Below are 20425 nucleotides of genomic sequence, written 5' to 3'. Positions count from 1 at the left end.
GCACCTGAGCGTGGACGGGACCGGATCGGCCCGTCTGGACGGCATCGGCCGCGGCCGGGGGAAGGGACGATGGATGAGCGCAGCGCTGATCGAGCACGCTCCGACCCGACCGTGTGGCGTAGGTTGGAGGGCGATGAACCGGACAGATCCCATGCCGAGTCCCGACGAGGGCTCCCCGGACGGTGAGAGCGCAGCGCTCGCCACCGTGCCGGATGACGCCGCCGACTTCGACTTCGAGTCGGAGGCGCTCTCGCACCTGGACTCGCTCTACGGCGGCGCGCTGCGCATGACCCGCAATCCGCACGACGCCGAGGATCTCGTCCAGGACACCTTCGTCAAGGCGTTCCGCGCCCGGGACCGGTTCACGCCCGGCACGAACATGCGCGCGTGGCTGTACCGGATCATGACCAACAGCTACATCTCGCTCTACCGCAAGAAGCAGCGCCGGCCCAAGGAGGCCTGGACTGACACGGTCGAGGACTGGCAGCTGGCCGAGGTGGCCGGGCACACCAGCAGCGGCCTGCGCTCCGCCGAGACCGAGGTGCTCGACACCCTGCCGGACTCCGCGGTGAAGGAGGCGCTCGGGGAGCTGCGCGAGGACTACCGCATCGCGGTCTACCTCGCAGACGTCGAGGGCTTCGCCTACAAGGAGATCGCCGAGATCATGGACACGCCCATCGGCACGGTCATGTCCCGGCTCCACCGCGGGCGCCGCCAGCTGCGCGAGAAGCTCTCCGACTACGCCTACCGCAGCGGCTTCCTGCGCGAGCACCCTGACGCAGTCACCGGGAGCCCGGACGGCGCGGCCACAGCAACGAAGGAACGGGAGGAGGAACGATGAACCACGACGACCCCGCAGCACGACAGGAGACCGCTCCTCGTCGCGGCCGCGACCTGCGCTACGGCTTCGAGGAGGCGCTCGACGGCGAGCTGCCCCGCGAGCTCGTCGAGCGGATGCGCCGGCACACCGCGGACTGCCCCGAGTGCCATGAGGAATGGGAGCAGCTGCGCCTGATGAAGGAGCTCGTGCGCCGCAGCTGCGCGGACCGCGCCCCCTCGGAGCTGCGCGAGCGCATCGCCGTGCAGTGCCGCACCGTCTCGGTCACGCGTACCGAGACGGGCGACGGGACCGTCCAGGTGACCACCACCTCGACCACCACCCGCCGCAGCTATCCCGCGCCCTGAAGCGCGCCGGCCCCGGACATGATGAAGGGCCCCTCCCGCAGGAGGGGCCCTTCATCATGTCGCTCGCGGCGATATCGCGGTCAGCTGTTGGGGCGCTTGCCGCGATTCGCGCTGTTCTTGCGGCGAGCCTTGCGCTTGCGTCCTCGCTTGCTCATCACGCTCTCCTTCCTTCGGCCGGTAACCCAACGAGTATGCCATATCGGCACCGGCGCCTGAGCACGCAGGGCCAGGTCATCGGCAGGGCTGAGGCGGAGGTCACTCGTGCCTCGCAGCACCTGCGAACGGTGTCAGGAGGAGGTGCCGAGCCAGGAGCCGAAGCCTGCGTGGAGCACCAGCCAGGCCATCAGCCCGTAGCCGGTCTGCCCCGGATGATCACCGGGGGAGCGGGCGATGTCGCTCTCCCACTGGTCGTGCCCCGCCAGCCCGCCGACGGTGTCGACGTAGGGGATCCGACGACGGGAGCAGACGTCCTCGAACGCGGCCGAGAGGTCCCGCACGGCGCTGGTGGTGCCGGCGTCGGCGCTGGGCGGCGGGCCCACCACGAAGGCGGGGATGCGCAGACGCTCGAGCCCGTCGAGGATCTTCGCGAGGTTCAGGCGCGAGCGGGCCAGGGAGATGCCGGCATCCACGTCGCCGCGGCCCATCGCCACGACCACCCGGTGGTCGATCGTGGCATCGGCCTGCCCCTGCGCGGAGTAGCGGCGCTGCACATCCACGTCCCAGCGCTCGGCCAGATCCGCCGAGGTCTCACCGGGCAGCGCCGCGGTGAACACGTCGATACGGCTCTCCGCCCCCTGTTCGCTGGCCACCGCGCGGCCGAGCCATCCCAGAGCGCGGGCGTCACCCACTCCGGCGAGGAGCTCGTCTCCGAGCGCGATGATCCGGATCCGGGATGCCGGATCCGAGGCGGGCGTCATGGGCACGGCGGGCACCGGGACCTCCTGTGGGGACGAGAACCTCAACACTAACGGCGACGCGGGCCACGGGCGAACCCGTGGCCCGCGAGCGGGATCAGGCCTCGAAGGCCCGGTCGAGCAGGTTCTCCTGCTCGACCTTGTGCGTCGAGTTCGAGCCGGTCGCCGGGGAGGCGGAGGCCGGACGGGCGACCACCTGCAGGGTGCGCCCCACCTCGGCGGCGAAGTTCAGCGCCATGAAGCTCCAGGCACCCTGGTTCTGCGGCTCCTCCTGGACCCACACCAGCTTCGCATCGCGGTAGGCGTCCAGCGCCTCCAGCAGCTGCTCGGTGGGCAGCGGGTAGAGCTGCTCGACCCGCACGATCGCGGTGTCGGTGGCCTCGGTGGCCTTCCGACGAGCGACCAGGTCCCAGTAGACCTTGCCGGAGGCGATCAGCACGCGGCGCACCTCGGAGGGGTTCACCGTGATATCCGGCAGGACCGGCTCGAAGGTGCCCGAGGTGAAGTCCTCCACCGCGCTCACCGCGGCCTTGTTGCGCAACATCGACTTCGGGGTGAAGACGATCAGCGGCTTCTTCGGCTCGGTGAGCGCCTGCTTACGCAGCAGGTGGAAGTAGCTCGCCGGGGTCGACGGGGCCGCCACGCGCATGTTCTCCTCCGCGCACAGCTGCAGGAAGCGCTCGATGCGGGCGGAGGAGTGGTCCGGGCCCTGACCCTCGTAGCCGTGGGGCAGGAGCATCACCACGCTCGAGTTCTGGCCCCACTTCTGCTCGGAGGCGGAGACGAACTCGTCGATGATGGTCTGTGCGCCGTTGACGAAGTCGCCGAACTGCGCCTCCCACAGCACGAGCGACTGCGGGCTCTCGACCGAGTAGCCGTACTCGAAGCCGAGCGCCGCGAACTCCGAGAGCGAGGAGTCGTAGACGTTGAACCGCGCCTGGTCATCGGAGAGATGGGACAGCGGGGTCCAGGTGTCTCCGTTCTCGTGGTCGATCAGGACGCTGTGGCGCTGCACGAAGGTGCCGCGGCGCGAGTCCTGCCCGGCCAGGCGCACGCGGTGTCCCTGCAGCAGCAGGGAGCCGAAGCCCAGCAGCTCGCCGAAGGCCCAGTCGATCTTGCCCTCGGTCGCCATCTGGGTTCGGCGCTGCAGCACGGTCATCAGCTTCGGGTGCACGGTGAAGGAGTCGGGGACGTCGCTGTGTGCCTTCCCGATCAGCTCGAGCATCGAGGCGTCCACGGCGGTCTCGGCCGCGGCCGGGGAGGGGGAGCCCTGCTGCGCATCGGGCAGGTCCAGGCCCTGCACGTCGGCGGAGGAGTCCGAGGACTCCGAGGAGTCCGCGCCCTTTGAACGGGTCGAGGCGAAGGCCTCGTCCAGGTGCGCCTGGAAGTTGCGCACCAGGCCCTCGGTCTCCTCCTCGGTGAGGTCGCCGCGCTCGATCAGCGCCTCGGTGTACAGCTTGCGCGTCGAGGGCTTCTCACCGATCAGCTTGTACATCTCCGGCTGGGTCATCGAGGGGTCATCGCCCTCGTTGTGACCACGGCGGCGGTAGCAGACCATGTCGATGACGACATCGCGGTGGAACTTCTGACGGAACTCGAAGGCGATCTCGGCGACCCGCACGCAGGCCTCGGGGTCATCGCCGTTGACGTGGAAGATCGGCAGCTGCGTGGACTTGGCGACGTCGGTCGAGTAGAACGACGAGCGCGAGGAGTCCGGCAGCGTGGTGAAGCCGATCTGGTTGTTGATGATCACGTGGATCGTGCCGCCGGTGCGGTAGCCGCGCAGCTCCGAGAGGTTCAGGGTCTCGGTGACCACGCCCTGGCCGGCGAAGGCGGCATCGCCGTGCACGAGCACCGGCAGCACCGGGAACTCCTCAGGACGCTCGAGGCGGTCCTGCTTGGCGCGCACGATGCCCTCGAGGACCGGGTTCACGGCCTCCAGGTGCGAGGGGTTCGCGGCGAGGTAGACCTTGGTGGTCTTGCCATCGCGCGAGGTGTAGGTGCCCTCGGTGCCCAGGTGGTACTTGACGTCTCCGGAGCCGAGCTTCTGGCCGTAGTTGCCCTCGAACTCCTGGAAGATCTGGCCGTAGCTCTTCCCGGCGAGGTTCGAGAGCACGTTCAGACGACCGCGGTGGGACATGCCGATCGCGACCTCGTCGAGCCCGTCGTGCGCCGCACCGTGCAGCACCGCGTCGAGCATCGGGATCACGGCCTCGCCGCCCTCGAGGGAGAAGCGCTTCTGGCCCACGAACTTGGTCTGCAGGAAGGTCTCGAACGCCTCCGCGGCGTTGAGCCGATCCATGATGTGGGTCAGCTCCGCCTTGTCGAAGGGACGGCGGGGCGTCTCCATCTTCTGCTGGATCCAGGCACGCTCCTCCGGGTCGGAGATGTGCATGTACTCCACGCCGATGGAGCGGCAGTAGGCGTCGCGCAGCACGCCGAGGATATCGCGCAGGGTCGCCGTCTCCGTGCCGCCCAGCCCGCGCGTGGGGAAGGTGCGGTCGAGGTCCCACAGGGTCAGGCCGTAGGTCTCGACATCGAGATCCGGATGGGTGCGCACCTTGTACTGCAGCGGATCGGTGTCTGCCATCAGGTGGCCGCGCACGCGGTAGGCATGGATCATGTCCATCACCCGCGCCAGGCGCTCGGACTCGGTGTGCTTGAACGGGTTGTCCGGAACCCAGCGAACCGGCTGGTAGGGCAGCCGCAGCGCGGCGAAGACACGGTCGTAGAAGCCGTCCTTGCCCAGCAGCTTGTCCGCCATCCGCTTGAGGAACTCGCCCGAGGCGGCGCCCTGGATGATGCGGTGGTCGTAGGTCGAGGTCAGGGTCATGACCTTCGAGATCGCCAGATCGGCAAGGGTCGCGGAGCTCGCGCCCTGGAACTGCGCCGGGTAGTCCATCGCGCCGACGCCCACGATCACGCCCTGGCCCTGCATGAGCCGGGGGATCGAGTGGACGGTGCCGATGCCGCCGGGGTTTGTCAGGGACACGGTGGTGTGCGAGAAGTCGTCCATCGTGAGCTTGCCCGCGCGGGCCTTCTTCACGACCTCCTCGTAGGCCTGCCAGAAGCCGCGGAAGTCGAAGCGCTGAGCGCCCTTGATATTCGGGACCACCAGGCCGCGGGACCCGTCGGGGCGCGGCATGTCGATCGCGAGGCCGAAGTTGATGTCCTCGCGCTTGAGCAGGAGCGGCTTGCCCTTCTCATCGACGTCGAAGCCGTTGTTCATGTCGGTGATCTCGGTGATCGCCTCGATCATCGCCCAGCCGATGAGGTGAGTGAAGGACACCTTGCCGCCGCGGTGGCGCTTGAGGTGGTTGTTGATGACGATGCGGTTGTCGAACAGCAGCTTCACCGGGACGTCGCGCACCGATGTCGCCGTCGGCACGGCGAGCGACTCGTCCATGTTCCGCACCACGGCGGCGGCCGGTCCGCGCAGCTTGACCTGCTCGGGCTCCCGCAGCTCCACGGCGGGGATCTGAGCGGTCGTGGTGGGGACCTTCGCGGGGCGGTCCGACGTGGTGGAGACGGCTGGCGCCTTCGGGGCCGGCTTCGCGGTGTCGTCGTTCACGGCAGGGGCTTCCTTCGCGGGCTGGGAAGAGGCCGCGGGGGCCTTCGAGGCCTTCGCCGGCGGGGGATCCGCTTCCGCGCGGGGAGCGTTCTGCTCCGGCGCGGGCTCGGGAGCCTTCGCAGGCGTCGTCGTCGACGCCTCCGAGGATGTCGAGTTGTCCCCGGACGGACGGGAGGAACCGGCGTTCACCGCGCTGTCGGCGAAGTACTCCGCCCAGCTGGGGTCGACGCTCGAGGGATCCTCCTGCCACTGCTCGCGGAGCGCGTCCACGAGCCACTGATTGGGACCGAACTCCGCAGAATCGGAGTCCTGTGTCTGCTGTGACACTCTGAGATCGCCAGCCTTCTCACGGTCGAGAGATACGGATGTCCACAGCCTAACGGCACGAGGGGCGCATCGTGCGCCGTCGGCGCCGACGGGGGAGGTCGCAGGGCGGCGGCGTGCCCGATCTCACGCCGTCCCTCGCGCCGGCTGCGAGCGCAGCGGCAGCACCACCCGGATCAGCGAGGAGCGACCCTCCTGGGCGTGATGGCTGCGCGGGTCGTCGAGCACCTCGATCGTCCCGCCGTGCAGGCCCACCGCCCAGCGCGCGATCGCCAGCCCCAGGCCGGTGCCGCCGGAGGAGTCCGCGTAGCCGCCGCGCTGGAATCGCTCGAACACGCGGGCGCGGTCCTCGCGCGCGATGCCCGGGCCCTCGTCGTGCACGTCGATGCGCACGCCGTCCACCTCCGGCAGCGGTGCGGCCGAGAGGTGGATCCTGCCACCGACGGGGGAGTGGCGGGCCGCGTTCTCGAGCAGGTTGTAGATGACCTGGTGCAGGCGCGCCGCATCGGCGGGGACCGAGAGGTCCGGCGGGTCCACCTCGATGATCCAGCGCACCTGACGCCCGCCGGTGGCGAGCGCGGCGGCGTCCGAGACCTCGTGCAGGAACGGCGTCAGCTCGACCTCCTCGATGTCGAGGTCGACCACGCCCGCATCGAGCCGGGAGAGGTCCAGAAGGTGGTCCACCAGCTGGGAGAGGCGCTCGGTCTCGTTCAGCGCCACCTCGAGGGCGGCCGGATCGGGCTCGGTGACCCCGTCCACGAGGTTCTCGAGCTGGGCGCGCAGCCCCGCGACGGGGGTGCGCAGCTCATGGGACACGTTCGCGACCAGGTCGCGGCGCATCCGGTCGGTCTGCTCGAGCTCGGAGGCCATGGTCGAGAAGGCGTCGGCGAGCTGGCCCACCTCGTCGCGGCTGCTGGCGCGCACCGGTCGGCTGTAGTCGCCGCGGGCCATCGCCTGCGCCGCCCCGGTCATCTCCCGCAGGGGCGAGGTCATGCCCCGGGCGAGCAGCTGCGTGAACACCAGCGCCGCGATCACCACCAGCGGCAGCGCGAGCAGCGGCGCGATGCCGGCCCGGATGCTCACCTGCGTGAGCAGCGCCGCCACGGCCACGCTCGCCGCGACCAGGATCCCCAGCTTGACCTTGAAGGAGCGGAACCGGTCCAGCGGGCGCACGTCGAGCCGCTCGGGCACCCGCCGCGGGGCGCCGGGGGAATCCTCGGGCGCTGTGCTCACGAGTCCTGCGTGGGCAGGTTCGGGGTGGGCATCGAGGAGATGTCCGACGGGGCGCTGCGGGGTGACGCCTCGCCCTCCTCGGGCTCCTCGGGGATCTCGAGCGCATAGCCGACGCCGTGGACGGTGCGCACCAGATCGGCGCCGAGCTTGCGGCGCAGGGCCTTGACGTGGGAGTCGACGGTGCGGGTGCCGGTCGCATCCACCCAGTCCCAGACATCCGCGAGCAGCTGCTCACGCGTGAGCACCGTGCCGGGCGCTCCGGCCAGGCACAGCAGCAGATCGAACTCGGTGGGAGTGAGATGCGCCGGGACGCCCGCCCGCATCACGCGGCGGCCGGCCCGGTCGATGAGCAGGTCGCCGAACTGCAGGGCCTCCTGCTTCTCGGCCTCCGTCGGGGCGGCCGGGCCGGTGCGGCGCACCCGCCGCAGCAGCGCTTTCAGCCGCGCCACCAGCTCACGCATCGAGAAGGGCTTGGTCATGTAGTCGTCCGCGCCCACCCCGAGGCCCACCAACATGTCGGTCTCGTCGTCGCGGGCGGTCAGCATGAGCACCGGGACCGGCTCGTCGGCCTGGATCCGGCGGCACACCTCGAGGCCGTCGAAGCCGGGGAGCATCACGTCCAGCACCACCACGTCGGGGCGCACCTCGCTCACCATCCGCACACCGGAGGGGCCGTCGAGAGCGGTGGAGACCTCCCAGCCCTCCGCGGTGAGGCGGTCGGCGATCGCGCGGGTGATCGTCGGCTCGTCCTCGATCACCACCACGCGCACGGGCGGGGTTCCGGGGGCTGCGGTCTGGTCCGGGGTCGGCATGGGGACACTGTAGACGCCGCCGCTCCGTTCCCCATGGGTGTGATCCACAGGTCGTGTCCGGAGCGCGGAGGGTGACCTGACGCGCCCGGAGACGGGCTGGCTCGTCAAGATCGGGCAACCTTTGGGACGCGATGGCAAAAACTTGGCAATGACCCGGTTGACCTGCTCGTCCGACCCCCTGCGTGGCGCGTAGCTTGGTCGAGGTTGTTCGGCGACGCGTACTTCCCCTGTCCGGCGTCGCGATCGGACAGATGCATCAACGTGAACTATGCAGTCGCAATGGAAGAGGTCTACACGTGGCGAATCATCGCGCCGACGGACGCGCCACGGTGCGCAAGCACCGTGCAGTCGGGGGGACCCATCGTGACTCCGCTGTTCCTGCGGGTGCCCTGAAGGTCGGCGTGCTGGGCGTCCTCGCGACCGCCACGATCGCCGCGCCGCTCGCCGCGGCCGCCTCCGGGATCGACGAGGCCGCCGTGCCGGGCGAGACGCTCGCGCAGGCCCAGCCCGCCGCTCCGGCCCAGCAGCCCGCCGCCGTGACCGCCCCCGTGGCGCTCCCCACCGCCGATCTCGCAGAGGCCGGCGACGAGGTCGAGACCCGTGAGGCGAACACCGACGCCAGCCGCAGCGAGGGTCGCACCTCCCCGGCCTCCGACGACTCGGAGAAGGCTGAGGGCTCTGAGGGGTCGAAGAAGGCCGACAATGCCGACAAGGCCGACAAGGCGGAGGGTGAGGGCACCGGCATCGAGGTCTCGGTCCCCGAGCCCGAGCCGGTCACCGAGCCCGGCAGCGCTGCGGAGCCCGTCGGATCCTCCGGCTACGTCCGTCCCGTCTCCGGCCCGCTGACCTCCGGCTACGGCGGTCGCATGCACCCGGTCCTGGGCTACTACAAGAGCCATGACGGGGTGGACTTCGGTGCCTCCTGCGGCACCCCCGTCTCCGCTGCCCAGAGCGGCACCGTCGTCGCCGTCGAGTACCACCGCGCCTCCGGCAACCGCGTGAAGGTGGATCACGGCAACGGTGTCGTCACCGGCTACTACCACCTGCAGGGCTTCGCCACCTCGGTCGGCGCGACCGTCTCCGCCGGCGAGACCATCGGCTACGTCGGCTCGACCGGCCGCTCCACCGGCTGCCACCTGCACTTCGCGAAGATGGATGAAGCGGGCAACTACTCGAACCCCATGACGATCCTGCGGTGACCGCCACCCGGGCGCCGATCGTCCTCGGCGTCGAGTCCTCCTGCGACGAGACCGGCTTCGGGATCGTCTCCGAAGGCCGCCTGCTGGGGCAGGGCCTCGCCTCGAGCGCCGCGCAGCACGCGGACTTCGGCGGCGTGGTTCCCGAGATCGCCGCACGCGCCCATCTCGAGGCCGTCGTGCCCACCCTGCGCATCGCGCTCGACGACGCAGGCGTGGAGCTCGAGGACATCAGCCACGTCGCCGTGACCTCGGGGCCCGGCCTGGCCACCGCCGTGCACGTCGGCCTCGCAGCCGCGAAGTCGATCGCCTGGTCGCTGGGCACCCCGCTGTACGGCGTCCACCACCTGGCCGGCCACGCCGCCGCCGACACCCTCGAGCACGGCCCCCTGCCCGAGCGCAGCATCGTGCTGATCGTCTCCGGCGGGCACACCTCGATCCTGGCCGTCGGCGACCTGGTGCGCGACCCGATCGAGCACCTCGGCGACACCCTCGACGACGCCGCCGGCGAGGCCTTCGACAAGGTCGCCCGCCTGCTCGGCCTCGGCTACCCGGGCGGCCCGGTGATCTCCCGCGCCGCCGTCGACGGGGACCCCACCGCCTTCGCCTTCCCCCGCGCGATGCTGCGGCAGGGGGATGCGCCGTACACCTTCTCCTTCTCCGGTCTCAAGACCGCCGTGGCCCGCACCGTCGAGACTCTCGAGCGTGCGGGCGAACCGGTGCCGGTCGCGGACATCGCCGCCTCCTTCGAGCAGGCCGTGGTGGATGTGCTGGTGAGGAAGTCGGTGCGCGCCGTGCGCGAGCGCGGGCTGGACACGCTGGTCATCGTGGGTGGGGTGGCCGCGAACGCGCGGCTCCGCGCGGTCGCGCAGCAGGCGTGCGACGAGCACGGCATCGAGCTGCGGATCCCTCCGCCCCGTCTGTGCACCGACAACGGCGCGATGATCGCCGCGGTCGGTGATCTGCTGGTGCGCTCGGGCGCCGAGCCCAGCGGCCTCGGCATCTCCGCGGACCCCTCCGCGGTGCTCCACGGGGCGCAGCTGCCGCTGCTGTGATGAGGTCCGCCTCACACCCAGGGGCCCGCTCGGGCGCTGTGTCGTCCCTGTCGCCGAGGTGTTGCTAGACTTCCCTGGTCGGCCCGCGTAGCTCAGTGGATAGAGCGTCTGCCTCCGGAGCAGAAGGTCGTAGGTTCGAATCCTGTCGCGGGCACCGAGCCGAATCCCCGTCCTGGACCACCACGGTCCGTGGGCGGGGATTTCTGCATCTGCCGTTCTCTGCCTCTGCCCTCGCGCGGAGCCCTGGAACGCACCGATGCCCTGCACCGGACGGTGCAGGGCATCAGTGTGGGGGAGGGAGGGTCAGCGCCTCTGGCCGCGCAGCTCGAGCAGCCGCTGCAGCACGCCGCGCACCGCCTCGGTGTCCGCGATGCGCAGACGCGCGGCGGTGTCGCCGCCGCCCACCTTCAGGCCCAGGTCGCGGTCCCCGAGCTGTGCGAAGACGGATTCGTCGGTCACGTCATCGCCCAGGTAGAGCCAGGCGTCGGCGGCGCTCGCCCGCGCCAGCGTGTCCACCGCCGCTCCCTTCGAGGTGGGCACCACCGCGAACTCGACGACCTCCTTGCCCGGGGTCACCGTGACATCGGGCAGGGTCATCGCGTACTCGAGCGCGGACTCGGTGGCATTGATGCTGCCGCGTCCCTTCGCGTTGCGGGTGTGCAGCACCGCGGCGGTGGGCTTGGTCTCCACCTCCGTGCCGGGATGGGCGCGCGCGATCCGGCGCAGGGTCGCCGTGATGGAGGCGAGCAGCTCCTCCTTCTGCTCGGTCATCGTGAGGGAGGACTGGTCCAGCACCTCGGCCTGCATCCACGGCGGGAGCGCGCCGACCTCGGCACCGTGCGAGCCCACCAGCACCACCGAGCTCGGCATCCGCGTGTGGGAGTCCAGATCCGCGAGGGCGCGGCCCGAGACCAGCGCGACCGCGACCCCGGGCAGCTCGGAGAGCTCCCGCAGCGCGGTCAGCGCCGCGGCGTCGGGCTGCACCGCATCGCGATCGGAGACGATCGGGGCGATCACCCCGTCGAAGTCCGAGGCGATCAGCAGGCGCGGCACCTCCGCGAAGGCGGTGAGGGCGGTCTCGACCTCCCCGGCCTCGCTCGGCGTCTCGCCGGTGAGATGGATCGTGGGCGTGACCGCGGGTTCCGGATCGCCCGACTCCTCGAGCTGCTGCAGGAAGTTGTGGGCCCAGGTCTGCACGTCGTGCTCCATCACCTGGTGGCGCAGCGAGCGCATCGCCTCCTCCTGCTCCTCCGCGGGCATCGCGAGCGAGCGCAGGATCGCGGCCTTCAGCTCGTCGATATCGTGCGGATTCACCATCACCGCGGCGCGCAGCTCGTCCGCAGCGCCCGCGAATTCGCTGAGCACCAGCACGCCGTGCAGGTCCGGGCGGGAGGCGACGTACTCCTTGGCCACCAGGTTCATGCCGTCGCGCAGCGCGGTCACCAGCACGACGTCCGCGGCCATGAACATGGCGGTCATGTCACGGCGGTCGAAGGAATGATGCTGATAGGACACCGCCGGGCGGCCGATCGGCGCATGCTCGCCGTTGATCCGGCCCACGGTGAGCTCCACCTCGTCCCGCAGCTGACGATAGGCCTCGACCCGCTCGCGCGAGGGCGTGGCGACCTGGATCATCACGGCGTCATGAGGGTCGATCAGGCCGTCGTCCAGCAACTCTCCCCAGGCCTTGAGGCGGTGACGGATGCCCTTGGTGTAGTCCAGCCGGTCCACGCCCAGCACGATCTTCGCCGGATCGCCCAGATCGCGGCGCAGCTGGGCGGCGCGCTCGCGGATCTGCGGATCCTCGGTGAGCGCGGAGACGGCCGCCGAGTCGATCGAGATCGGGAAGGTCTGCACCTGGACCTCGCGCACCGGTGAAGCGCCCAGTCCGGGCACGAAGATCGTCATCCCCTCGACGTGGTAGCCCAGCAGCCGTCGCACCGCCGAGACGAAGTTCAGCGAATCGCTCTCGCGCTGGAAGCCGAGCAGATCGGCGCCCAGCAGGCCGCGCAGGATCGAGTTGCGCTTGGGCAGCTGCGAGAACAGCTCGACGGAGGGGAACGGGATGTGGTTGAAGAACCCGATCCGCACGTCGCTGCGCTTGGCGCGGATCATCTGGGGGACCAGCTGGAGCTGGTAGTCGTGCACCCAGATCGTCCCCCCGGGCGCGGCCACCGGGGCGGCGGCCTCGGCGAAGCGCCGGTTGGCGGAGAGATAGCTGTCCCACCAGGTGCGATGGAACTCCGGGTCCACGATCACGTCGTGGTAGAGGGGCCAGAGCGTAGCGTTGGAGAAGCCCTCGTAGTAGCGCTCGACGTCCTCCTGGTCCAGCCGCACCGGGTACAGGCTCATCCCGTCGGCCTCGAAGGGCTCGGGCGCCTCGCCGGCCGTGCCACCCCAGCCCACCCAGGCGCCGGAGTCGACGGTGCGCATCACGGACTCCATCGCGGTGACCAGGCCTCCGGGGCTGGTCACCCATTCCGTGGCGCCGTCGGGCAGGGTGCGCGAGTCCACGGGTAGGCGGTTGGCGACCACCACCAGCTCGTGCTGGCGCTGCGCGTCCTGGGTCGAAGATGCTGAGGGCACCGGTTCTCCTTCGCGTCGTATCGGATCGGGGGCGAGGGGCCGGGCCGTGCGCCGGAGCGCGGCGGCCGCCGGCACCCGCGCCGATGCTCCGACACTATCAAGTGCGATCGGTCACCCGGCCCGCGCACGTCCTGCGCCTCCTCGCTCTGACCTGGGTACCTGACCTGCATGGACGGTTCTCGACCGGGTGGACGGCAGGGCGCCGCCCGAGCGTTCGCGGAGCGGACGGCGCCGCCTCGCCCCGCGCCCGGCACCTACGCTCGCAGTGCGCCGACGGCGCGACCCTCCGGCCGCTGCGCCGGAGCGGATGTGCGAGAGCAGGAGCAGATATGCGCGCCCACGAGGCCGGAGCACTTCACGGCAATGATGCGGCCCCCACCTGGCTGCCCTACCCCGCCGACGTCAACACGTTGATCGACGGCCTGTGGTCGCGCGGCACCGCGCGCGCCGCCGACGGTGCCGTCGAGGTCGCCGGAGTGGACGTGCGCCGCATCGCCGAGGAGGTCGGCACCCCTGCCTTCGTGCTCGACGAGGACGACTTCCGCCACCGCGCCCGTGCCTTCCGCGACGCCTTCGGCGAGGCGTTCCGCGACCACGCCGGGGCGGACGTCTACTACGCGGGCAAGGCGTTCCTGTGCGGTGCCGTGGCCCGCTGGGTGGAGGAGGACGGGCTGGGCCTGGACGTGTGCACCGGGGGAGAGCTCGCCGTCGCGCTGCGCGCCGGGTTCCCCGCCGAGCGCATCGCCCTGCACGGCAACAACAAGTCCGATGCCGAGATCCGCCGCGCCCTCGAAGCCGGGGTGGGACGCATCGTGATCGACTCCCTCGGCGAGATCGATCGGGTCGACGCCATCGCCCAGCAGCTCGACCTGCGCGCCTCCGTGATGCTGCGCGTGACCACGGGGGTGGAGGCGCACACCCACGAGTTCATCGCCACCGCCCACGAGGATCAGAAGTTCGGGCTCTCGCTCACCGCGGGCGACGCCTTCGAGGCTGTGCGCCGCACCCTCTCCGCATCCCGCCTGGACCTGGTGGGGCTGCATTCCCACATCGGCTCGCAGATCTTCGACACGGGCGGCTTCGAGGTCGCCGCCCGGCGGATCCTGCGCCTGGTCGCCCAGGTGCGCGACGAGCTCGGGTACACCATCGACCAGCTCGACCTGGGCGGCGGCTTCGGCGTCATGTACAACACCCAGCACACCCCGCAGACGCCCGAGGTGCTGGCCGCCGGGATCGCCGAGATCGTGGTGCGCCAGAGCCGCGAGCTCGAGCTCGAGGTGCCGCACCTGTCCTTCGAGCCGGGCCGTGCGATCGCGGGCCCCTCCACCCAAACGCTGTACACCGTGGGCACCATCAAGGACGTGCGCCTGGGCGGCCCCCACCACCGCCTCTACGTCTCGGTCGACGGCGGGATGAGCGACAACGTGCGCACCGCCCTCTACGACGCCGACTACTCGTGCCTGCTCAGCGGCCGGGTCTCCGAGGCTGCCCCCGAGGTGGTGCGCGTGGTCGGCAAGCACTGCGAGAGCGGCGACATCGTGGTCAAGGACGAGTACCTGCCCGGCGACGTCCGCCCCGGGGACCTGGTCTCCGTGCCCGTGACCGGCGCGTACTGCTACTCGCTGGCCTCGAACTACAACCACGTGCCGCGCCCGCCGGTGGTCGCCGTGAAGGACGGCGAGATCCGCACCCTGATCCGTCGCGAGACGGAGGAGGACCTGCTCGGCCTCGACGTGGGCTGAGCCGCCGCCCCGCGCGTCGCAATCGTTCACGCAGGGTCACAGGAGGCCCTCGCCCTCGGCTACAGTGCGAGGGCCCGACTCCGCCCGACTCCGCACCATCCGTCGGACCCCGTGGAAGGACCACCTCGCAGATGTCACTGCACCCCGCCGGCAGCCCGGCCACCCCGGAGCTCCCCTCCCTCCGCGTCGCCGTGCTCGGCGCCGGCACCGTCGGCACCGAGGTGCTGCGCCTGATCTCGCAGCAGGGCGAGGAGCTCGCCCACCGCATCGGCGGCAGGCTCGAGATCACGGGCGTCGCCGTGCGGGACACGGAGCGCGACCGCGGCGAGCACGTCCCCGCCCACCTCCTCACCCGCGACGCGGAGAGCCTGGTGCGCGAGGCGGACCTCGTCATCGAGGTGATGGGCGGCATCGAGCCCGCCCGCACCCTGCTGCTGGAGGCGATGGCCCACGGGGCCAGCGTGGTCACCGCCAACAAGGCGCTGCTCGCCCAGGACGGCGCCGCGCTCTACGAGGCGGCCGACGCCCACGGCGTCGACCTCTCCTTCGAAGCGGCGGTCGCCGGCGCGATCCCGCTGGTGCGACCGGTGCGCGAGTCCCTCGCCGGAGACCGGATCCAGCGCGTGCTGGGCATCGTCAACGGCACCACCAACTACATCCTCGATGCGATGACCCGCTCGGGTGCGAGCTTCGAGGACGCCCTGGCCAGCGCGCAGGAGCTCGGCTACGCCGAGGCGGACCCGACGGCCGACGTCGAGGGGCACGACGCCGCGGCGAAGGCCTCGATCCTCGCCTCCCTCGCCTTCCACAGCCGGGTGCGCCTGACCGACGTCCACTGCGAGGGGATCACCTCGGTCTCCGCCCAGGACATCTCCGCGGCCGCCCGCATGGGACGCACCATCAAGCTGCTCTCGATCGTCGAGCGCATCGAGGAGGAGACCGGAGAGCGCATCTCCGCTCGCGTCTATCCGGCGCTGATCCCCGAGGAACATCCCCTGGCCTCGGTCTCCGAGGCGTACAACGCCGTGTTCATCGAGGCGGACGCCGCCGGGTCGCTGATGTTCTACGGCCAGGGCGCCGGGGGCGCGCCCACCGCTTCCGCCGTCCTCGGCGACGTGGTCTCCGCCGCCCGCACCCGCGTGCACGGGGGAGTGGGGCCGCGCGAGTCCCGCTACGCCGAGCTCGAGTCGATCCCGCTCGAGGAGCTGCGCAGCGCCTTCTACATCTCCCTGACCGTCGAGGACCGGCCCGGCGTGCTCGCCGAGATCGCCGGCACCCTCTCGGGGTACGGGATCTCGATCTCGACCATCCACCAGGAACTGCTCGAGGAATCGGCCGAGACGGGCGCGCCGGTGCGTGCCCACATCGGGATCAGCACCCACCGTGCGCTGGAGTCCGCGATGACCGCGTCGCTGGACGTGTTCTCCTCCACCGCCACGGTGCTGAGCATCGATTCCGTCCTGCGCATCGAAGGAGAATGACCCCTATGGCACATCAGTGGCGCGGCGTCCTCGCCGAGTACAGAGAACACCTTCCGTTCGCTGAGAACGACACCCTGCTGACCCTGGGAGAGGGCGGCACCCCGCTGGTGCACGCCCCCGCGCTGTCGAAGAAGGTCGGTGCGGACGTCCACGTCAAGGTCGAGGGCATGAACCCGACCGGCTCCTTCAAGGACCGCGGCATGGTCTCGGCGATGTCCAAGGCCCTCAACGACGGTGCCACCGCCGTGGTGTGCGCCTCGACCGGCAACACCAGCGCCTCGGCCGCCGCCTACGCCACCGCCGCGGGCCTGACCTGCGCGGTGCTGCTGCCGCAGGGCAAGATCGCCGCCGGCAAGCTCGCCCAGGCCGTGGTGCACGGTGCGAAGCTGATCCAGGTGGATGGCAACTTCGACGACTGCCTCGAGATCGCGCGCAAGCTCGATGCCGAGCACCCGATCGAGCTGGTCAACTCCGTGAATCCCTACCGCCTGCAGGGCCAGAAGACCGCCGCCTTCGAGGTGAGCGATGCGCTGGGCCGCGCACCGGACATCCACATCCTGCCCGTGGGCAACGCCGGCAACATCTCCGCCTACTGGATGGGCTACCGCGAGTACCGCGAGGCCGGGGTCAACGAGTCGCTCCCGCAGATGTGGGGCTTCCAAGCCGCGGGCGCCGCCCCGTTCGTCGCAGGGCACCCGATCTCGGACCCCGAGACTGTCGCCACCGCGATCCGCATCGGCGCCCCCGCCTCCTGGCACCTCGCCGTGGACGCGCGCGACGACTCCGGAGGTCTCATCGACGCGGTCACCGATCAGCAGATCCTCGATGCCCAGAAGCTGCTCGCCGCCGAGGTGGGCATCTTCGTCGAGCCCGCCTCCGCGGCGGGCGTGGCCGGCCTCCTGCAGCAGTCCGAGCGCGGGCTGGTGCCGGCCGGGGCGACGATCGCGATCACCGTCACCGGCAACGGGCTCAAGGACATCGACACCGCGATGACCCAGCACGATCTCACCCCCACCGTGGTGCCGGTGGACATCGCCGCCGCGGCGGAGGCCATCGGCCTGTGAGGATCCAGAACACCACGGTCTCGGTGCAGGTCCCCGCGACCTCCGCGAACCTCGGCCCCGGATTCGATGCGCTGGGTCTGGCCCTGGACCTGTGCGACGTGCTGAGCGTCGAGGCGACCACGGGCGCCGTCGAGATCGAGGTCGAAGGGGAGGGCTCCGGCGATCTCCCGGACGGCGAGGACCACCTGGTGGTGCGGGCGCTGCGCCGAGGGCTGGACTATGCGGGGGCTCCGCAGACGGGCCTGCGCCTGCGCGCGCACAACCGGATCCCCCATGGACGGGGTCTGGGTTCGAGCGCCGCAGCGACCGTGGCCGGCCTGCTGCTCGCCCGCGGCATGATCTCCGATCCCGAGGCGCTGGACGACGATGCCGTCCTCCAGCTCGCGACCGAGTTCGAGGGACATCCCGACAACGCCGCCCCGGCGCTGAGAGGCGGCGTGGTGCTGTCCTGGATGGAGGGTGAGCGGGCGCATGCCGTGCCGCTGGCCCATGCCGAGCGCGCCCTGCGCCCCGTGGTGCTCCTGCCCGGTGCCACCCTCTCCACCCATCAGGCGCGCGGGCTGCTGCCCGAGCAGGTGCCGCACGCCGACGCGGTCCACAACGCCTCGCGCGCCGCGCTGCTGGTCCATGCCCTCGCCAGCGCTCCCGAGCTGCTTCTGCAGGCCACCGAGGACCGCCTCCACCAGGAGCAGCGCGCCCCCGGCATGCCCGAGAGCGTCGAGCTGATGCGGGTGCTGCGTCAGGAGGGCCACGCCGCCGTGATCTCGGGGGCGGGTCCCTCCGTGCTGGTGCTGTCCGGACGCCGCGGGGACCTCGCGCCGCTGGTGCGACGCTTCGTCGCCGACCCCCGCAGCTGGCGGATCGCCGAGGTGCCGCTGCGGGAAGTCCCCTCCACGCCTGTGGTAGGTTGAGCCTGCGTCCAGACGACATCGCACGACGCCGAACCCTGCAGCAGATCCCCTGCGGATGCTGTGCGCAGAACCCAGCGCCCCGATGTGCGCCCTGAGAAGCGCCCTGCATGGTCCACGCGCTCCCTTCACCTCGTGAACTGCGCTCCCGTGCACCCGCGCTGACGTACCCCGAATCACACCGGCAGGTCGACCGCGGATGCCTCGCATCGTGGGGGAGAGCCCTGCTCGGACCAGTTGCCGCAGCACCCGGGGACCAAGTTTTCCCATCGCTGCGCGGCACCCAGACCAGAACAGAGCCGACGAGAACGGCTCGACAGGAAGGAACCCGGGTGAACGACACCACCTCCGCGGCAGATCTCGCCGCGAAGAAGCTTCCGGAGCTGCAGGCCATCGCCGCGGAGCGAGGCATCAAGGGCGCGCGCCGACTGCGCAAGAGCGAGCTGATCGAGGCCATCCGCGGCAGCGGCGCTCCCGCTGCCGCGCCTGCCGCCCCGGCCGAGGCCCCCGCGCAGTCCGAGCCCGCTGCTGCGGCGCGAGCGCAGGCCACCGAGCCCGCGCAGTCCTCGCAGGGTGCGAGCGAGCCGGCCCAGGAGGGCTCGGCACCCCGCAGCCGCTCCCGCTCCCGTCGCGGTGAGCAGGCCGCTGCGCAGCAGGACGACTCCGTGCCCGAGCTCGGCATCGAGCTGCCCGCGCGCGGGGGAGAGCGCCAGAGCGAGGGCGGCGACCGACGCCAGGACCGTGGCCAGCAGGATCGTGGCCAGCAGGGACGCGGCCAGCAGGACGATCCGCGTCAGGACGACCGCCGTCAGGACGGTCGCCAGGACGACCGTCAGCAGGACGAAGGCGGCCGGGGCGGCCGCGGCGATCAGCAGGGCGGGAACCAGCGCCGTCGGCTCGAGGACATCGAGCTGCCCGACCGCTCCGGCGAGTCGGACGGCGACCGCCAGGGCGGCGACGGCAACGACGACGACCGTCGGGGCCGTTCCCGCAGCCGCAACCGCTCGCGCGACCGCAAGCGTCGCGGTCGCGGAGGTCAGAATGACCAGGGCGGTCAGGGGAACCAGGGCAACCAGGGGAACCAGGGCCAGCAGGACGATGGCGGCGCCCGTGAGGGCGATGAGCTGATGACCATCGCCGGCATCCTCGACATCCGCGACAACCACGCCTACGTGCGCACCACCGGGTACCTGCCCGGCCCGAGCGACGTGTACGTGACGATGAACCAGGTGCGCCGTGCCGGCCTGCGCAAGGGTGATGCGATCACCGGCCAGGTCAAGGCTCCGCGCGACGGCGAGGATCTCCACGTCGAGCAGCAGCACCACGGCGGAGGCGGCGGTCGCAATCGTCGCGGCAAGGGCGGCGGCAACCAGCACAGCAAGTACGCGGCGCTGGTGCAGGTCGACACCGTCAATGGGATGGCTCCCGAGCGCGCCCGTCAGCGCGTCGACTTCGGCAAGCTCACCCCGCTGTACCCGGACGAGCGGCTCCGCCTGGAGACTGCGCCGAACGCTCTGGCCCCGCGCCTGATCGATCTCGTCTCCCCGATCGGCAAGGGCCAGCGCGGCCTGATCGTCGCGCCCCCGAAGGCCGGCAAGACGATCGTGATGCAGCAGGTCGCCAACGCGATCACCACGAACAACCCTGAGGTCCACCTCATGGTGGTGCTCGTCGACGAGCGCCCCGAGGAGGTCACCGACATGCAGCGCACGGTCAAGGGTGAGGTCATCGCCTCGACCTTCGACCGTCCCGCCTCCGACCACACGATCGTGGCCGAGCTCGCGATCGAGCGCGCCAAGCGCCTGGTCGAGATGGGCCGCGACGTCGTGGTGCTACTGGACTCGCTCACCCGTCTGTCCCGCGCCTACAACCTCGCCGCCCCGGCCTCCGGGCGCATCCTCTCCGGTGGTGTGGACGCCTCGGCGCTCTACCCGCCCAAGCGGTTCTTCGGCGCGGCCCGCAACATCGAGAACGGCGGATCGCTCACCATCCTGGCCTCGGCCCTGGTGGAGACCGGCTCGAAGATGGACGAGGTCATCTTCGAGGAGTTCAAGGGCACCGGCAACATGGAGCTGCGCCTCTCGCGTCACCTCGCGGACAAGCGCATCTTCCCGGCCATCGACGTCAACGCCTCCGGCACCCGCCGTGAGGAGGCGCTGATGGGCAAGGAGGAGCTGGCCATCATGTGGAAGCTCCGCCGCGTGCTCGGCTCGCTCGAGCAGCAGCAGGCGCTCGAGCTGCTGATGGAGCGCACCAAGAAGACCCAGTCGAACACCGAGTTCCTGATGACGGTCCAGAAGAACACGCCGAGCGTCGGCGGGCGCACCGCGGACTGACCGGGCATCGGCCGCGGG

Annotated in this window: 15 protein-coding genes and 1 tRNA gene; 10 read left to right on the top strand and 6 right to left on the bottom strand. The window is 71.0% G+C overall.

Annotated elements, in window-relative coordinates:
* Positions 1-133: 133 nt before the first annotated feature.
* Both BN4251_RS13090 and BN4251_RS13085 read left to right on the top strand, forming a co-directional pair.
* Positions 134-841: a sigma-70 family RNA polymerase sigma factor gene (locus BN4251_RS13090; protein ID WP_425426204.1), complete on the top strand. Its 708-nt coding sequence runs from the start codon at positions 134-136 to the stop codon at positions 839-841.
* Positions 838-1185, top strand: coding sequence for an anti-sigma factor (locus tag BN4251_RS13085; RefSeq protein WP_087485506.1), 348 nt, complete (start codon positions 838-840; stop codon positions 1183-1185). The genes BN4251_RS13090 and BN4251_RS13085 overlap by 4 nt, the downstream gene beginning before the upstream one ends.
* An 80-nt stretch (positions 1186-1265) precedes the next feature.
* Here the strand turns inward: BN4251_RS13085 and BN4251_RS19000 are convergent, their stop codons facing one another.
* The 5 genes from BN4251_RS19000 to BN4251_RS13065 form a co-directional block, all read right to left on the bottom strand.
* Positions 1266-1340 carry a 50S ribosomal protein bL37 gene (locus BN4251_RS19000; RefSeq protein WP_369801468.1) on the bottom strand — a complete coding sequence of 25 codons (75 nt, stop codon included), beginning with the start codon at positions 1338-1340 and terminating at the stop codon, positions 1266-1268.
* A 132-nt stretch (positions 1341-1472) separates the two neighbouring features.
* Positions 1473-2102 carry a GDSL-type esterase/lipase family protein gene (locus BN4251_RS13080; RefSeq protein ID WP_170932034.1) on the bottom strand — a complete coding sequence of 210 codons (630 nt, stop codon included), beginning with the start codon at positions 2100-2102 and terminating at the stop codon, positions 1473-1475.
* A 94-nt stretch (positions 2103-2196) separates the two neighbouring features.
* Entirely contained in the window at positions 2197-5997 is a 3801-nt protein-coding gene (locus BN4251_RS13075; protein WP_087485504.1) for a multifunctional oxoglutarate decarboxylase/oxoglutarate dehydrogenase thiamine pyrophosphate-binding subunit/dihydrolipoyllysine-residue succinyltransferase subunit, read from the bottom strand.
* A gap of 123 nt (positions 5998-6120) precedes the next feature.
* The gene (locus BN4251_RS13070; protein ID WP_087485503.1) at positions 6121-7227 is read right to left on the bottom strand and encodes a sensor histidine kinase; all 1107 of its coding nucleotides are present in this window, start codon (positions 7225-7227) and stop codon (positions 6121-6123) included.
* On the bottom strand, positions 7224-8039 hold the full coding sequence (locus BN4251_RS13065; RefSeq protein ID WP_087485502.1) for a response regulator transcription factor: 816 nt from the start codon (positions 8037-8039) through the stop codon (positions 7224-7226). Before BN4251_RS13065 ends, BN4251_RS13070 begins: the two co-directional genes overlap by 4 nt.
* Positions 8040-8440: 401 nt before the next feature.
* Between BN4251_RS13065 and BN4251_RS13060 the strand changes: the two genes are divergently transcribed.
* The 3 genes from BN4251_RS13060 (at position 8441) to BN4251_RS13050 (ending at position 10444) form a co-directional block, all read left to right on the top strand.
* On the top strand, positions 8441-9238 hold the full coding sequence (locus BN4251_RS13060) for a M23 family metallopeptidase (protein WP_245810351.1): 798 nt from the start codon (positions 8441-8443) through the stop codon (positions 9236-9238).
* Positions 9235-10290 (top strand): tRNA (adenosine(37)-N6)-threonylcarbamoyltransferase complex transferase subunit TsaD, encoded by a 1056-nt coding sequence (gene tsaD, locus BN4251_RS13055; protein WP_087485501.1) that lies wholly within the window; start codon positions 9235-9237, stop codon positions 10288-10290. The genes BN4251_RS13060 and tsaD overlap by 4 nt, the downstream gene beginning before the upstream one ends.
* An 81-nt stretch (positions 10291-10371) precedes the next feature.
* Positions 10372-10444 (top strand) — tRNA-Arg (locus BN4251_RS13050).
* Between the two features lie 149 nt (positions 10445-10593).
* Here BN4251_RS13050 and BN4251_RS13045 read toward each other — a convergent pair.
* Positions 10594-12876 (bottom strand): bifunctional alpha,alpha-trehalose-phosphate synthase (UDP-forming)/trehalose-phosphatase, encoded by a 2283-nt coding sequence (locus BN4251_RS13045; protein ID WP_087485500.1) that lies wholly within the window; start codon positions 12874-12876, stop codon positions 10594-10596.
* 329 nt (positions 12877-13205) lie between these two features.
* Here BN4251_RS13045 and lysA point away from each other — a divergent pair, with 329 nt between their 5' ends.
* The 5 genes from lysA (at position 13206) to rho (ending at position 20407) form a co-directional block, all read left to right on the top strand.
* The gene (gene lysA, locus BN4251_RS13040; protein WP_087485499.1) at positions 13206-14618 is read left to right on the top strand and encodes a diaminopimelate decarboxylase; all 1413 of its coding nucleotides are present in this window, start codon (positions 13206-13208) and stop codon (positions 14616-14618) included.
* A gap of 131 nt (positions 14619-14749) precedes the next feature.
* Positions 14750-16099, top strand: coding sequence for a homoserine dehydrogenase (locus tag BN4251_RS13035; RefSeq protein ID WP_087485498.1), 1350 nt, complete (start codon positions 14750-14752; stop codon positions 16097-16099).
* A 5-nt stretch (positions 16100-16104) separates the two neighbouring features.
* Positions 16105-17163 carry a threonine synthase gene (thrC, locus tag BN4251_RS13030; RefSeq protein ID WP_087485497.1) on the top strand — a complete coding sequence of 353 codons (1059 nt, stop codon included), beginning with the start codon at positions 16105-16107 and terminating at the stop codon, positions 17161-17163.
* Positions 17160-18074 carry a homoserine kinase gene (gene thrB / locus BN4251_RS13025; protein WP_087485496.1) on the top strand — a complete coding sequence of 305 codons (915 nt, stop codon included), beginning with the start codon at positions 17160-17162 and terminating at the stop codon, positions 18072-18074. The genes thrC and thrB overlap by 4 nt, the downstream gene beginning before the upstream one ends.
* A 329-nt stretch (positions 18075-18403) precedes the next feature.
* The gene (gene rho / locus BN4251_RS13020) at positions 18404-20407 is read left to right on the top strand and encodes a transcription termination factor Rho (RefSeq protein WP_212647615.1); all 2004 of its coding nucleotides are present in this window, start codon (positions 18404-18406) and stop codon (positions 20405-20407) included.
* The last annotated feature ends 18 nt before the right edge of the window (positions 20408-20425 follow it).

Origin of the sequence: Brachybacterium massiliense, assembly GCF_900184245.1 — a bacterium.
GTDB lineage: Bacteria > Actinomycetota > Actinomycetes > Actinomycetales > Dermabacteraceae > Brachybacterium > Brachybacterium massiliense.
Note: the sequence above shows the minus strand (reverse complement) of the source record. Positions and strands in the feature narration are given on the sequence as shown.